General features: G+C 40.9%; 10 protein-coding genes. All 10 read right to left on the minus strand.

Translation table 11 applies throughout. The features are described from left to right. Window positions 1-203 precede the first annotated feature (203 nt). The 10 genes from PO903_RS05325 to PO903_RS05370 all read right to left on the minus strand — a co-directional run bounded on the left by PO903_RS05325 (window position 204) and on the right by PO903_RS05370 (window position 15,193). Window positions 204-575 carry a DMT family transporter gene (locus PO903_RS05325; protein WP_273592833.1) on the minus strand — a complete coding sequence of 124 codons (372 nt, stop codon included), beginning with the start codon at window positions 573-575 and terminating at the stop codon, window positions 204-206. After that, complete coding sequence (locus tag PO903_RS05330; RefSeq protein ID WP_273592834.1) at window positions 575-1,126, minus strand: TetR/AcrR family transcriptional regulator; 552 nt, start codon at window positions 1,124-1,126, stop codon at window positions 575-577. The genes PO903_RS05325 and PO903_RS05330 overlap by 1 nt, the downstream gene beginning before the upstream one ends. Window positions 1,127-1,273: 147 nt before the next feature. After that, complete coding sequence (locus PO903_RS05335) at window positions 1,274-1,780, minus strand: SRPBCC domain-containing protein (RefSeq protein ID WP_273592835.1); 507 nt, start codon at window positions 1,778-1,780, stop codon at window positions 1,274-1,276. 213 nt (window positions 1,781-1,993) lie between these two features. After that, a complete protein-coding gene (locus PO903_RS05340) occupies window positions 1,994-5,821 on the minus strand; it encodes a glycosyl hydrolase 53 family protein (RefSeq protein ID WP_273594625.1) in 3,828 nt (1,275 codons plus the stop codon). 335 nt (window positions 5,822-6,156) lie between these two features. Further along, complete coding sequence (locus tag PO903_RS05345; RefSeq protein WP_273592836.1) at window positions 6,157-7,686, minus strand: malate:quinone oxidoreductase; 1,530 nt, start codon at window positions 7,684-7,686, stop codon at window positions 6,157-6,159. Between the two features lie 364 nt (window positions 7,687-8,050). Continuing rightward, window positions 8,051-9,046, minus strand: coding sequence for a glycoside hydrolase family 43 protein (locus PO903_RS05350; RefSeq protein WP_273592837.1), 996 nt, complete (start codon window positions 9,044-9,046; stop codon window positions 8,051-8,053). Between the two features lie 227 nt (window positions 9,047-9,273). Beyond that, window positions 9,274-10,692 carry an L-arabinose isomerase gene (araA, locus tag PO903_RS05355; protein ID WP_273592838.1) on the minus strand — a complete coding sequence of 473 codons (1,419 nt, stop codon included), beginning with the start codon at window positions 10,690-10,692 and terminating at the stop codon, window positions 9,274-9,276. Window positions 10,693-10,782: 90 nt separating this feature from the next. Next, window positions 10,783-11,478 carry an L-ribulose-5-phosphate 4-epimerase gene (locus PO903_RS05360; RefSeq protein WP_069326434.1) on the minus strand — a complete coding sequence of 232 codons (696 nt, stop codon included), beginning with the start codon at window positions 11,476-11,478 and terminating at the stop codon, window positions 10,783-10,785. A gap of 2 nt (window positions 11,479-11,480) precedes the next feature. Then, window positions 11,481-13,097, minus strand: a complete 1,617-nt coding sequence (locus tag PO903_RS05365) for a xylulokinase (RefSeq protein WP_502921665.1) — start codon at window positions 13,095-13,097, stop codon at window positions 11,481-11,483. A 527-nt stretch (window positions 13,098-13,624) separates the two neighbouring features. Next, complete coding sequence (locus tag PO903_RS05370; RefSeq protein WP_273592840.1) at window positions 13,625-15,193, minus strand: SAM-dependent methyltransferase; 1,569 nt, start codon at window positions 15,191-15,193, stop codon at window positions 13,625-13,627. Window positions 15,194-15,532: the final 339 nt, after the last annotated feature.

Raw genomic sequence — 15,532 nt, forward strand, 5'->3', positions numbered from 1 at the left:
GCAAGCGCTTTATTTACACCAAGCCTATAGTGTTTCCTAATAGTTAGGAAGTGATTTGTTGTTTGTTCTATGATACCCACCTTTTAAATATCTAAGAGACTTCACTATTTAAGAATCTTTTGCGAAAAAAGGAATAGCAAAAAGCCAACCTTGATCAAGGCTGGCTTGGGATAGATATAAGAGTCATATGATTTCATCGAACTTTACTTCTGAGCAATTGAACTTGTTGTTTCTGTCGATTCTTTTGCTTCACCGTGTCCTGCGCCAAATAAATTCAATACCACAACTCCTACTACAATCAGCGCTATACCTACCATACTTCCTGTGTTGATCTTTTCTTTCCAGATGAGTACAGAGATCAATGCTGTCGCTACAGCTCCGACACCTGACCAGATCGCATAAGTCATATTAAGTGGTAACGTTTTGAGCGTTAACGAAACAAAGTAAAATGAGATCACAAAAGCAACAATGGTCAGCAATGTCGGATATAACTTGGTAAATCCTTCAGAAGCTTTGAGCATCGACGTTCCAATCAATTCGCCTATAATTGAAATTGCCAAAAACAGATATGCCATTATGATTGCTCCTTTATATAATTTCTAAGTTCTTCCATAATCTGCTGTTGTAACTTATCATCAGGTGGCGCCAGACCAAACATACCTGCGAACCATAATCCATCTACCACTAATCGCGCCATCGTAGCACGTACTGGATCAAGTTCATCATGTTCGAGTTTATGCTGAATATCTTGATAATCTTCTTGCAATAATTTAAGCATTTTGGGATGAGTAAAGTGTGCTACCGATAGTGCGGTATATAGACCATCTACATCCTGCTCTTCTGAAAATGAAGTCTCTACATAAGCACGTGTCCATTTCCCTTTAGAATCGGAATCTTGCTCAGCTCGTTGATATAATTCTCCGGTAAAATGATTGGACATCCGTTCGACCATACCTAGAATCAATTCCTCTTTGTTCGGAAAATGATATAGTAGTCCGCCTTTGCTGATGCCTGCTTGTTTGGCTACTGCTTCTAACGTTAATTTGTCTACGCCTTCTTCACGTACCACATGAGCAGCCGCTTTGAGAATCATTTCTTTTTTTAATTCTTTTTTAGTTGTTGTCATCATTGATCACCCATTTTAATATACCGTCTGGACGGTTTTATTTCAAGTGAAATTTTAAAATAAACTCACTCAAAATAACAAAATCCCTGAACGAATGTTGAATATACTTCATCATCCATCAGGGCTTTTATCATCGATTCTATTTAATTAAAGAGATTGCAGATAGGCTTCAAGTCGGTCCCATGTTTCGCGAATACCTTGCTCTACTCCCATCTCGATCACCTGTTGCAAAGCTTCCACAGATTCAAAGCGAGAATGACTGATTAATTGAGTCTGCCCGTCCTGATCTGCAAATAACATCGTAATATGACTAGGTGGCATTCCTTCAACCTCATTGCTATCGGCATCGGAGAAATAATCGGTATAGACTATTTTTTGATTAGGTTCAATCTCATGATAGACGGCTTTACCCCATGATTCATATCCATAAAAATCACCTTGCGTGGGATCGATACACTTCATACAATAATGCCAGATCCCTTCTGGACGAAAATCGATATTACAGACCGTTAGCGTCCATCCATTAGGCCCCCACCACTCTGTCAAATGTTCTGCTGTTGAGAATGCTTGAAATACATGTTCACGTGTAGCATCGAAAACCCGTTCTAGCACTAACGTTTGACCTTCTACTTTGGAGATCATTTTAGATGACATGATTCATCCTCCTGAAATGTAGTTTGGGTAATGGCTATAGATGCTCATTCTCTAGGTTGCTACGTTAAATATACTATCAAAACATGCCTTTATTAAAGTTATATTTACATCAATAATCAATATTTCTAGGTTTAGGTATAACTCATACGATTATTCTATAAAAAAAGAACGCTCCAGCCTATAGCCAGAACGTTCTTTTTGAATTTTCCACTTTTACTGATTGATTCTTGTCGCTGTTACAATATCTCCAAATGCCCAATGAGATGCTGGAACATCCGACCACTGAGAGGTAGTTGTCTCTACGCTTGGTGTTAGATTCAGTAATCGATTGAATAAGGTAACCGCTTGTGCACGGCTTAATGTCTGGTTCGGCTTGAATGTACCATCTGGCATCCCTTGCATATAACCTGCTTGCTGAACTTGAGCAATAGATACGTCTGCCCAGTGTCCTTTCGTATCCGGGAAAATAGGACCTTCTCCGCTAAGCTTCATCCAGCGAGCAAGAATCGTCGCCATTTCAGCTCTAGTGATTGGACGTTCCGGTGCGAATGTGTTCGGACTATCCCCTTGCATCCAACCTGCGGCAGTAACCGCTTGAATCGCTTCTGTACTCCATTTGCCAGCAATCACATCACTATACTTCGATGTCTGATCTGTTGTTGTGGAAGATGTAGATAAGCCATCTCCTCCCAGACGGACAAGAATAGATGCTAACTCGGCGCGTGTCACAGTACGATTAGGTTGAAAAGTCTGATTCGGATAACCTTGCATATAAGGTTCGTTCGTTGGCTTGCTTTCGCTTGTCTTGTCACGATCTAGCGATTTCTCCAGATGAACAATTGTAAATGTACTGAATTTGTTAACGCTAAATTGTAATGCAGAAGATCCATTATCTTCAGAGATTAATGTAGGTTGTAGTAACTCTTTGGTTCCATCACTGTGTTCAACATAGATCATTAGATTGTTCACAAATGTCTGACGTTCTGTTGTGGATGCTGGTAAAGCTTGCTCTGTTAAAGGAAGAACTAGATTCACAGGCTGTCCTTGTAGATTCGTATCGATCTCTACAGGTGTACCGATCACTTGTACGGTTCCATTGCCTATAGCAGATTGTATGAGACGATCTTGTTGCACACGTTCGTTCACCGCTTGTTGATCGGTTGCTTTTTGCAAAGGACGAATCGTAAATAGACGATCTGCGCCTAATGCAGACAATGTAGCTACAGGTAGAATTAGTCGTGCATGATTAGTATACACTTCTAGATTCATTTGATTATTTACCAATATGCTCGCTGTTTGTTGAGGTAAACTCAATTGTAATTCACTAACTTCATTGTTGGGATCTGGCATCATAAGACGTAAGGTTGATTTACCTTCTGCTTTTACTTTTTGCACCGTTTCTTGTGCTTGGGACGCTTCGTAATTAACAGTGTCTTTTTTGGTGCCATCTGCTAATGTTGTACGTTTAATTATAAGGTTAGAAGAAGTAATGTTCTCAGTCGCTACTGCTGAACCACCGCCACCTTTACTGGAAGAATTACCCGTAGTAGGAGTAGGCTCTGGAGTCGGTGTTGGTTCTGGATTAGGAACAGGATTAGGCGTTGTGCCTCCATCCGGTTCAGTCGCTTCTAGATCACGTGCAAATGTTAAATAGAAATCATCTAATGATCCCCATGCTCCACCACCCGCTTGAATTGTAGCACCTACGGTTAACATTCCATCAGTTACTTTGATGTCTTTCAGTTCAGGCTGATTCCATTGCACCCAGCCTTTAACTCCTGTTTCTGCTTGTACTTCTTGTCCACCTGTAGAAGCAAATAAAGCCATCTGGGATGGATTTGCTTCGCCACCTTGAATCGACATGGAGAGATCATAATAACCGGGCTTCAGTCCTTGTACGATCTGCTTCACTTTAAAATTCACACCATCCGCTGAAAAGAAATGGAGCGAGTATTGTCCGGATTTGGCATCTGAAGCTTTGTTTTGGAAATCAGTATGCGGTGTACTTCCATCGCCATACGTCACTTCCCACATACTACGATCATTTTGTTCGAATCCACCATTGAGCAGTAGATTGGGACGGCGAATATCCAGTTTTGCTTGTGCCGCATATCCACCGGTAGCTGTTCCTTTGATCGTATACTGACCTGCACCTTGACGTAGTGCATCTTCTAACTCTTGCTGATCCCAGACTACAGCTAGCGTGCCTGTAGTACCGTCATTATAAGTTGCTGTCACTACACTAGGTAATGTGATAGGATCACCTGCATTAGCTGTAATATTCACAGTTTGCACTTCATCGACTTTGAGCGTCGCTACTGCACCCGTGTTTACGTATTTGAATACATTGAGCGAAGGTAATGGATGACCTGCAAAATCAAACAATGCCTGATTATCGACAGCACTACCGCCATACCATTTACCCGCATCATCAGGATCATATTCTGCCGCATAACTAGATGCCCAACCTGATCCATATTGTTCCCATAGTTTTTTATTTTGTTCGATATTTTCTTTCGGCCCTACAGGTAACCATGCAGGTTCCCAATAAAATACACCTATGCCGGCATCTCCAACTTGCGATACCGCTTGGATCACATTACGCACAGATGTCGCTTGTCCTTGAGCGCTGATCGGATAATCAAGGGTCTGTCCTGAACTGCGAGGCGCTGTATTTTCATGACCGTCTCCATCTTCGGCTGTATAGGCATAAGACGTTTCAGCGACCATCACCTTTTTGCCATACGTATCGGCTACTTGCTTCAATACAGCAGTCAGATTGCTCAGTGTACCGTGCCAGAATGGATAATACGAACTGGCAAATACATCATAATCGACTCCTTGTTCCGCAAGCGCTTTGGCATAAGAAAGATAACGACCCGGTGTCTCTGGATTCGTAAAATGTAGTGCAATCAGAATCTTAGGATCTACTGCTCGTATCGCCTGACTGCCTTTATTGAACAATCTGCTGATATTCAGCCAGTTATTTTCCCCGATAAATGATTGATTCGTTTCATTACCTACTTGCACCATACCTACATCTATCCCTGCATCTATAATCTGTTGTAGGCTTGTCTTGGTATAATCATAGACCGCTTGTTCTTTGTCCGCTAGATTAAGGTTTGCCCATGCTTTCGGAGTATGTTGCTTACCCGGATCTGCCCAGAAATCAGAATAATGGAAATCGACTAACAATTTCATACCATTTGCCGTCGCTCGTTTTCCTATTTCGATCGCTTTGGCAAGATCATTATCTCCGCCACCGTACCCTTTACCTTCTGCTGTATACGGATCATTCCAGATACGCACACGAATATAATTGACACCGGATTGTTTTAACGTTGTAAATATATCTTGCTCTATCCCTTGCTCATTATAGAAACGCACTCCACTTTGCTCCAGTGAGAGAATACTGGATACATCGACCCCTTTGATAAAGTCTGATTTCAAGCCCGGTACTTTTTGGACAAAAATATCGGCTTGTACAGGTGTGGTTGTATCGGTGCTTGTCTGCTTCAACTTCACTGCATCAAGATATCCCCATGCGCCTGCTCCACCTGTGATTCTAGCTCCAATCTTAAGGTTAGTCGTCGGCTCGGTCAGAACAAATTTCAATGTGACCGTTCCCCACTGATTGTATCCTGTTGTTGCCACGTCATTACTTTGTTCACTGCCTGCGAACAATTGAACATGACTTGCTTCTGCTCCTGTACCGCCCATTGACTGGACAGATAATTCGTAGCTTCCAGCAGAAAGTGTAGGCACATTCTGACTCACAGTGACTTGCTGGCTAGTCGTGGATTGATCGCTTATCCAATATTTGAATGCATACGTATCTTCTGAGGGTGTAATAAAAGAATCATTCGCATACGCATATTGCTGAATATCAATTAATTTCCAATCTGAAGAATCCACTTGCCATGATGAATCATTCCAAAAGTCACTTTCAAATCCTCCATTTTGAATCCATTCGTTGTCATTCGTTGTTGCTGCTAATGCAGGTGTCAGATGAACCGGTAATAGACCGATGATCATCACCATTACTAACAACAACGAAGCTATCTTTTTCTTTCTTTTCAATGATGTATCCCCTTTCGCTCTATCTATGTGTATATCTTCACATAAGCACTGTTCTTTTATGTAAAGCGCTTACATATAGCTGTGATCACTATAGCATCCTCTTTTGCACAGCAACATGGGACGATTGCAACATTTTGTGTTTTTAGGCAAGCATTTTGGTGAGAACTGTTATTCCGACTGTTTAGATTGGCGATATATGGAATTTTGGTCAAAAAAAGAACCTTCCATCTGCAAAACAGATCAAAGGTTCTACTATTTACATTACCGTATGTTATCTTATGTTGCTCCACATCAAGCTATACCTTTTTAAAGACTTTGGTATCCATATCTAGCTCATTCGCTGGATAATCGCTGAGACCTAACGTGTCAGAAGTGGAGGCATGAATACTTTGGAAAAGGTCTGGATGTTCCGCCAGCTTTTTACCATACGAAGGAATCATGTCTCTAAGCTTAGGTTCCCATTCTGGCATCCGTTGCGGGAAACATTTTTGGAAAAGATCGAGCATAACATGTACAGCTGTCGAAGCACCGGGTGAAGCACCTAGCAACGCAGCAATTGATCCGTCAGCAGCACTGACGACTTCTGTCCCGAATTGAAGTGTACCTTTGCCATCTTCTGTGTCTTTAATAACCTGCACACGCTGACCAGCAACAACGATTTCCCAATCTTCGCTTTTGGCATTAGGAACAAATTCACGTACTTCTTCCATCCGTTTATCGTTTGATAGCATCACTTGTTGAATCAGATATTTGGTTAGCGCCATCTCTTTTGCTCCTGCGGCTAACATCGTGAACAAGTTGTTCGGTTTGACCGAATTGATCAGATCCATATTTGAACCCGTTTTCAAGAATTTCGGTGAAAAGCCTGCAAATGGGCCGAAGAGTAGTGCTTTTTTATTACCAATATAACGTGTATCCAAATGCGGTACAGACATCGGCGGAGCACCTAATTTTGCTTTACCATAGACTTTGGCATGATGTTGCTCAATCACTGCTTGATTGGTACATGACATAAAGACGCCACTAACCGGAAATCCACCTATATGCTTGGATTCAGGAATACCTGTTTTTTGAAGCAACGGTAGACTACCGCCACCTCCGCCAATAAAAACAAATTTGGCAATATGAAGTTCTGTTTTGCCTGTGCTGATATTATGGACTTTGACTTCCCATCCACCTTCGGCAGCACGCTTGATATCTTTAATCATATGTTTATAGTGTATTTCTACATTTTTAGTTTTGAGATCGTCGAATAAAATACGAGTTAACGCACCAAAGTTCACATCGGTTCCATAATCGATTTTGGTAGCGGCGATTGGTTCATTCGATGTACGACCTTCCATCATTAATGGAATCCATTGTTTTAATTTAACCGGGTCTTCTGAATATTGCATGCCTTGAAATAATGGATTTTCCGAAAGCGCTTTAAATCTTTTATTCAGAAAAGTCACATTACTTTGTCCTAATACAAAACTCATATGTGGAATCGGCTTGATAAAGTCTTGTGGTCGACGAATAATATTGCGCTTTACGAGATGAGACCAGAACTGCTTGGATAATTGAAATTGTTCGTTAATATTAACGGCTTTGCTAATATCGACCGATCCATCTGGCTTCTCTGACGTATAGTTCAGTTCACACAGCGCAGCATGACCTGTTCCTGCATTATTCCATTCGTTAGAGCTTTCTTCTCCTGCATTGGCTAGCTTCTCAAATACTTTGATTTCCCATTCGGGTGCTAACTCTTTAAGCAATGACCCCAAAGTCGCACTCATGACTCCGGCACCAATTAAGATAATGTCTGTTTTTTTCGGTATGCTGTTCATAAAAACCTTCCTTTATCTCTTTATATTTGCAAAAAAGAGCAGGCGCTTCTATCCAGGTCATTCCAGAAGCAAAGCTCCACTCAGGAATATACGTTATCTGTATTCATTATAACCAAATTATCTTCTATTTAAAATATTATCGGCATGTGTCTCTTCATTATAAACTATTTTGATCTGGTAAAAAATGAGAAGATTGACTGAAATAGTCGAACATCTTAAAGTCTATCGGGTTACTATGCTTTTGTCTAGCAATCTACAGCTTTTATTATGTTATATTATACATAATATGTAGGTCAAAAGGATACGTTAGCTTTGGATAGAAACTACGTATCCTTTAGGTACAGCGACCATTATATAGTTGGCATTACAACGTTGCTATCGAATGTTTCAGTCTAAATCGATCTCCAGTATCTTCAATCTCATATAGATAACAACGTGAAGCAGGCATATCAAAAGGACGATGCAAAATCAACATCCATTGCTGATCAAAAGTCTGAAAAAGCATCCCGTGACCGCTATCTTCTTTCACTAATGGCTCCAATTGTTCCCATGGACCTGCAAGTGTACCACTGATTGAGCGAGCAATCGTCTGCACATAGCTATCTCCTTCATAGCTTGACCATAACATCATCAGCTTACCGCCAGATGTACGATAAAGCTGACAACCATCGGTGACATAGACAGATATCTCTTGATCCTCTGGCGCATGCTGTTGCTGGGATAACCACGGTGCCGAAGAAGCTTGTAATAACGTCATCGGTTCTCCGATAGCAGTTGATAAGTCAGCATTAAGACGCACCGCTTCGATCGTACCGTCAATCGTCTGAATCCATTCATGACAATAGACCATCCATGGCTCATCTTGTTCATCCATATACAGCGTGCCATCTAATGTCATCTGAGTTGAAGATACCACAGGAGCTTCCGGGTTGATCATTTCAAAAGGGCCTGCTGGTGAATCGCTCACAGCAATCACAGTACCTCTCCAATGCTTCTCATACCCTTGAACAGGCTCACCATCTAGCTTCCGCTCTTGATTATGAAGTGTCACAAATAAATAGTACCGACCTTTATAAGCGTGTACTTCAGGAGCCCAAGCCCCATGTTGAGGATTTGCCCAACTATTTTCAGGTACGGTAAAGACAAGATAAGGGCCTTTCCAAGACTCCAAGTCCTGACTGGTATACGTCAAGACTCCATAAGATGCTACCCCGTGTAGTGAAGGTACTGCCCCGGTATATAAATAATATGTACCTGTCGATGAATCTGCTAACACAAATGGATCATGAGCAGGAATATCAGTTAGACGATGACCTTCTTGCGGTTGACTTACATCACAAGCACTATTATAAACAGTCATAGCGATCAGCTCCTTTGATTGAACACGCTTTCAAAAATAGATAAAGTATACCCTTTATAGATGTTGAAGTCTATTCAAATCAAATATAGTCTGCAAGCAATCGGTATATCCATCATCCTATTCTCAATACTAACAACAAAACGCAAAAAGTCGGAGATGAACTCCGACTTTGCATGTGATCTTACTTTTTATAATTCATCCATAGATCAATCAGCTATTTACCATTTTTATTTAATAATAACGTAATCCAAGTTCACTAATTTCGCATAGGTTACGATTTGGTCTGTTGTAAGGTTCAACGATACAACTGTATGATGACCGCCACCATTTTCGATCCAAGCACGTACGCCGTCTTGGAAGTTAGGTTTTACTTGCCATAGTACACGTGCGACCGGTAAGTTCGGTGCAGGAACCGTAGGCTCGAATGCAGACACTTCGTTGATCAACAATTTGTAATGAGTACCAAAGTCAGCCATGGATACAACAACACCTTCGCCTGCTTTACCATCAAATACAAGACGAGCTGGATCTTCGCGATCGCCGATGCCTAGTGGAGATACAACTACTTTCGGTTTGCTACTCGCAAGAGTCGGATCAACTTCTAACATATGAGATTGCAAGATCGCTTCTTGACCTTCAGCCATTTCATACGTGTAATCTTCCATAAAGCCTGTATTTTCATTGTGGCTCATCACTTTCATCAGGCGATCCAATGCTGCTGTTTTCCAATCCCCTTCACCTGCAAAACCATACCCTTGCGCCATCAAACGTTGAACCGCAAGACCTGGAAGTTGCTTCATGCCGTGCAAGTCTTCAAAGTTAGTCGTAAATGCTGTGTAACCACCATTATCCAAGAAACGCTTGATTGCGATCTCATAACTTACTTGTACACGTACACTTGCTTCCCAAGCTTCTTGACTGTACGTACCATATTCAAAGTCATACAATTCTTTATATTGAGCAAGTAATTCATCGATTTCTTGTTCAGTCACAGCATTAACGTATTCTACAAGATCGCCAATACCGTAATAATCGACTGTCCAGCCAAATTGAATTTGTGCTTCAACTTTGTCGCCTTCGGTTACACCCACATTACGCATGTTGTCGCCAAAACGAGCAACTTTAATATTAAAGCTTTCGTTATAAGCAAACGCAACATCCATCCAGTCTGCGATCTGTTGTTGCACTTCTGGACGCTCCCAATATCCAACCACGATTTTGTTTTGTTTCCCTAGACGAGCATTGATAAATCCGTATTCACGATCACCGTGCGCCGCTTGGTTCAAGTTCATAAAGTCCATATCAATCGTAGACCATGGAATACTCTCATTGTATTGTGTTGCCAAATGAAGCAATGGTTTTTGTAGCAATTTCGTACCACGAATCCACATTTTTGCAGGAGAGAAAGTATGCATCCATGTGATTACACCAGCGACTTCATCACGGTAATTGACTTCTTTCATAATGCTGGTGATTTTGTCTGCGGTTACTGCCAAATCTTGCAATACCAATGGATACGGCAATACTCCGCTAGCGTTTAACGAGTCTGCGATTTTTTGTGCATTTGCTTTAACCTGTCCTAGTGCTTCTTCTCCGTACAAATGCTGTGAACCGACTACGAACCAAAATTGTTTAGTTGCTGACATATGATTTCATCCTCTTTTCATTAATATGATTAAAGTTAATAGACCTCTAACTGATCCTGTATTTTCTGTATGCCTAAAAATTCCAGTGGATTATTTTTGCCCGTAATACGCATCTTTACCATGTTTGCGCAGATAATGTTTATCCAGAATATTCTGTGGCAATTCTTTAGCAAAGTTGTTCAATTGACGTGCATATAGATTCATTTTGCAGACTTCTTCAAGCACAACACTATTCACTACAGCAGACTTCGCATCTTTCCCCCATGTAAATGGTGCATGACCATGAAGCAATACAGCTGGAATCGCCATGACATCAAGTCCACGTTGTTCGAACGTTTCGATAATGACATTCCCTGTCTCCGCTTCATATCCACGATCAATCTCTGCTTGGTTCAAGAAGCGTGCACAAGGTACAGCACCATAGAATGTATCTGCATGTGTCGTTCCCATTACAGGCACATCCAGACCCGCTTGTGCCCAAATTGTTGCCCATGTGGAATGGGTATGCACAATGCCGCCAATTTGCGGATAATGCTTGTACAGAACTGCATGAGTCGCTGTATCCGAAGAAGGTCTCATATCGCCTTCAACCACATTGCCATCCAGATCAACAACCACCATATCGCTAGGCTTCATCGTTTCATAATCGACACCGCTTGGCTTGATCACAAATAGATTACTTTCCCGATCGACAGCACTGGCATTTCCCCATGTAAATTTGACCAATCCATGCTTCGGTAATTCTAGATTTGCTTGATAGACTTCTTCTTTTAACTGCTCTAACATGCTTAGTTCCTCCCGTTCTCTAACAAATGATCTACAGCCGCTTGTTCGATAGCCAATCCTTGCTGATAACGCTCGATAAAGGCTTCGAACCCTTTCACATCGGTTGCATCTGGCTGTACTTGTTCACCGACAACATCATGAAATACTTTTTGTTCCAAGAAGATATCCAGACTTTCCTGCTCGTCTTTGTTGATCATATAAGAAGCTAATAGTGCCATTCCCCATGCTCCACCTTCACCAGCTGTCGCCATTACCGAAATCGGTACATTCATTGCTGCTGCAACGATTCGCTGTCCGACTACAGGTGTTTTGAATAGACCGCCATGAGCAAGAATACTATCTATCGCTACATTTTCATTTTTGGTCAAAATATCCATTCCGATCTTCAATGCACCAAATGCAGAGAATAGATGAGTACGCATAAAGTTCGCTAGATTGAAGCGACTTTCAGGTGAACGGACAAATAGCGGACGACCTTTTTCAATACCTGTAATATTTTCTCCAGAATAATAACCGTAACTAAGAAGTCCACCGCCATCTGGATCAGCTTCAAGCGCTTTGTTGAACATTACGCTGAATAGCTTGGCATTATCGGCTTCGTATCCCATCGCTTCGGAAAATTCACGGAACAATCCTAACCATGCATTGATATCACTAGAACAGTTGTTAGCATGCACCATTCCGACAGGGCTACCGTCTGGTGTCGTTACGATATCAATCTCTGGATGAACTTTAGACAATTCTTTTTCCAGTACGATCATCGCAAATACCGAAGTACCAACAGAAATATTACCAGTGCGCTTTCTTACACTATTGGTGGCAACCATTCCTGTACCTGCATCGCCTTCTGGCGGACAAAATGGAATACCCGCCTGCAACGTTTGGGTAGTATCGAGTAATTGAGCACCTGCTTCTGTTAACAGACCCGCTTGCTCTCCTGCACGATACACTTTCGGTAACAAATCTTCGATTTTCCATGCGTATCCTTTATCTGCAATCAATTCATTAAATTGAGCCAACATGGATGGATGGTAATTATGCGCAGACTCTTCAATCGGGAAAATACCGGACGCATCGCCGATTCCCACCGCTTGATTGCCTGTTAACAACCAGTGTATGTATCCTGCTAATGTCGTTAACGATGCAATCTGAGGTACATGACTTTCTTGATTCAGAATCGCTTGGTACAGATGGGCGATACTCCAACGTTCTGGAATATTGAATTGGAACAGTTCAGTTAATTCTTTGGCTGCTACACCTGTTGTCGCATTACGCCATGTGCGGAAAGGAACCAGTAATTCGCCTTGTTGATCCAGTGCTACATAGCCGTGCATCATGGCAGAGAATCCAATTGAACCTACCGTCTGTAGCGTGATTCCATATTGACGCTCTACTTCTTGCTTCATTTCACGATAAGCTGTCTGCATCCCTGTAATAATATCCGCTTGATCGTATGTCCAGAATCCGTCTTTCAACAAATTCTCCCATTCATAACTTCCCGATGTGATAGTCTCAAATTGCTTATTGATCAAGACCGCTTTGATCCGTGTGGAGCCAAATTCAATCCCGAGCGAAGTCTCTCCGTTCATAATCGCTTCTTTCATATCCACATGACTCATGCTCATGTAGTCCCCTCTCTATAGTGCAGTTTGGTGTTGATACGTTAGTCGTACGGATTAAGCATATATTTCAAAATAAAGTCGCTACATTATCTATAAGTATGGTAATCTCCAATATTCTTTTTAAAAAGAATGCGTTTTCTTTTTGTAACAGTTACAGTATATTTTTTGTACGTACATTTGTCAATGTAAGATCCCTTTTTAAATCAAAAAAAGATAAAAAATATCTCTTTGTCTTCTATGAGAAGTGATATAGACACTCTTTTTATAGTAAAAATAAAATATACATCCTTAATTAAATGCTTTATTCAAGCCTTTTCGGATCATTTAACGACTTATATAAGTTGATATATGTATAAATCGTAATAATTTTAGACAAGTACTCAAATCTTTAAAATATGTACGTACAAGTTCGACATAATACATAACATTGTCTGTTTATAGACAAATAAAAGAAGCATCAAAGAGATTAAAACACTCTTCAATGCTTCTTCTTGTTGTAGCTCTATAACGGGTTAGATTCGTAATTATTCTTCCGCCATCAATACCGACATTAATGCCAATGCTTCTTCATGATCCGGTTCAAGAACAAGTAGTTGCTTCAAGTACTCTTCGGCTTGATCCATTAGATCCAGTTCCAGACACGCAATCGCCAGACAGTAATATACAGTAGACACGACTTCCTCTTGCTCTTGAGCAACCGATATTTCTAGATACTGCTTCGCTTCCTGGAACATATCCATTTCAAATAAAATCAGACCGGCATCCAGTGCCAGATCATATCGTTGTGGCATCACATAGAATGCTGACCACATTTTCTGAATCCCCATCCAGAGGTCTTTCTTCTCTTCGTCATTGGCTTCGGGTAATAATGCAGAAATTTGCTTGGTCGTCTGAATAAAGAACTCCGCATCATATCCACCTAAGCGCCAAAAGCTTAAAATTTGTTGCATCCCTAACTCATCCAGATGACGATCGATCCACATTTTTAGACTAAAGAAATCGTCTGGGCCAAAGCGTTCGACTGAACGGCGATAGGCTAATCGTGTATTCGTATATGTTTTGGGCTGTGCTACATGTAAAATACAACCCACATTGATGTTGTTGTAATGATGCGGAACAAATAGAATCTCTGCTCCTTTTTGCTCGAACACATACTGGACAGCATGGTAATTCGCTATTAAAGAAAAGCTACCATGCAACACCAATTCAGGCGGTTCTGCAAATTCCCAATTTTCGATCAAATGATCGCCTTTATCTGCGGTCAGCAACATAAAGCCTGATTGAGATAAAGCATCCAGACGATCCAGACACTCCAGTCCCACTTTGGGAAATAAGATATGTGCATCTTCCAGACGTTCTTGATAGATCGCAATTAGATCACGATAGATATAATCATCTTGCTCATACTCCGGTGCTTTGCGATATTCATAACTCAAATGAATATGATTGAGTTGTTGAGAAGTAGTCAGTGCTTCAAATTCAGCACCTGTTTTGGAATATTCAATATACACATCAGCTTCATAAATACTGCCTTCGTCCACGTAGATCAATTCCTGCGGAATCGCATCGAAGAAGTAATTTGCAATAATCAGGAGCGGTTGTGTAAGATCACCTTGTTGAATGACTTTCCCTGATACGGTTAAATGAAGCGAATCACTTTGCACGGCATCAAATTGAGCAAAATCAAGAATCCCTTGCTCGATAAATGGCTGTAATGCAGAGTGTTCTCTCCAGCCGATCACATTATTCATTGCCAGATCTGTCATGACATAGTGATACTCTGGTACATCAATGCCTGCGTATTCTTTTAACTTCTGCAATTCATATAAGACATGGTAAGCCAGACGACCTGCTCCTGCTCCCAGTTCGACAATATAGACAGGTTCTGCACCTAATCCTTGATTCATCTGATCTTGTAAAAAAGCAAAAATCATTTCAGCATAAGCAATCGCTGTAGCAGGATTACTTGTAATGTATTGAGGAACTTGATCATTTCTCCATGCTTCTAAGCCTGCATCCTCGTAATATTTGCGTTGCAGACTCCATATCGGTGCTTCACTAAAACGGTAACGTTGTTGGTGCTGTTCTGTCATTTTATAATATCCTGCTTTCTTGAGATTAATCATCTACGATTTCATTGAAATATCTATAAATATATTGTAAACCACTACCTGCTTATGATGTAAAAAAGTTTATTATAACAATGCTTACATACTTTAGCGAAAAGTGAAGAAATATGATGAATTTCCTTATTAAATTGCCACTTTTTCATTGACACTACTAGAGATAAAACGCTATATTATTGAGGTTGATAATCATTATCATGTATTACATATGCTTATATTTCATTTGAGTTTACTCATTTAAGATAATCAACACCAAAATCAGAGACTAAGTACCATTAACAATCATGTTCGGGTACGAAAGGGGAT

The organism is Paenibacillus sp. PK4536 (assembly GCF_028594455.2).
GTDB classification, from domain to species: Bacteria; Bacillota; Bacilli; order Paenibacillales; family Paenibacillaceae; genus Saccharibacillus; species Saccharibacillus nuruki.

Excerpts from the sequence above, each read along its gene's own strand:
- PO903_RS05330 (WP_273592834.1), bottom strand. The coding sequence starts at position 1,126 with ATGACAACAACTAAAAAAGAATTAAAAAAAGAAATGATTCTCAAAGCG.
- PO903_RS05340 (WP_273594625.1), bottom strand. The coding sequence starts at position 5,821 with ATGGTGATGATCATCGGTCTATTACCGGTTCATCTGACACCTGCATTA.
- PO903_RS05325 (WP_273592833.1), bottom strand. The coding sequence starts at position 575 with ATGGCATATCTGTTTTTGGCAATTTCAATTATAGGCGAATTGATTGGA.
- PO903_RS05345 (WP_273592836.1), bottom strand. The coding sequence starts at position 7,686 with ATGAACAGCATACCGAAAAAAACAGACATTATCTTAATTGGTGCCGGA.
- PO903_RS05360 (WP_069326434.1), bottom strand. The coding sequence starts at position 11,478 with ATGTTAGAGCAGTTAAAAGAAGAAGTCTATCAAGCAAATCTAGAATTA.
- PO903_RS05350 (WP_273592837.1), bottom strand. The coding sequence starts at position 9,046 with ATGACTGTTTATAATAGTGCTTGTGATGTAAGTCAACCGCAAGAAGGT.
- PO903_RS05335 (WP_273592835.1), bottom strand. The coding sequence starts at position 1,780 with ATGTCATCTAAAATGATCTCCAAAGTAGAAGGTCAAACGTTAGTGCTA.
- PO903_RS05365 (WP_502921665.1), bottom strand. The coding sequence starts at position 13,097 with ATGAGTCATGTGGATATGAAAGAAGCGATTATGAACGGAGAGACTTCG.
- araA (WP_273592838.1), bottom strand. The coding sequence starts at position 10,692 with ATGTCAGCAACTAAACAATTTTGGTTCGTAGTCGGTTCACAGCATTTG.
- PO903_RS05370 (WP_273592840.1), bottom strand. The coding sequence starts at position 15,193 with ATGACAGAACAGCACCAACAACGTTACCGTTTTAGTGAAGCACCGATA.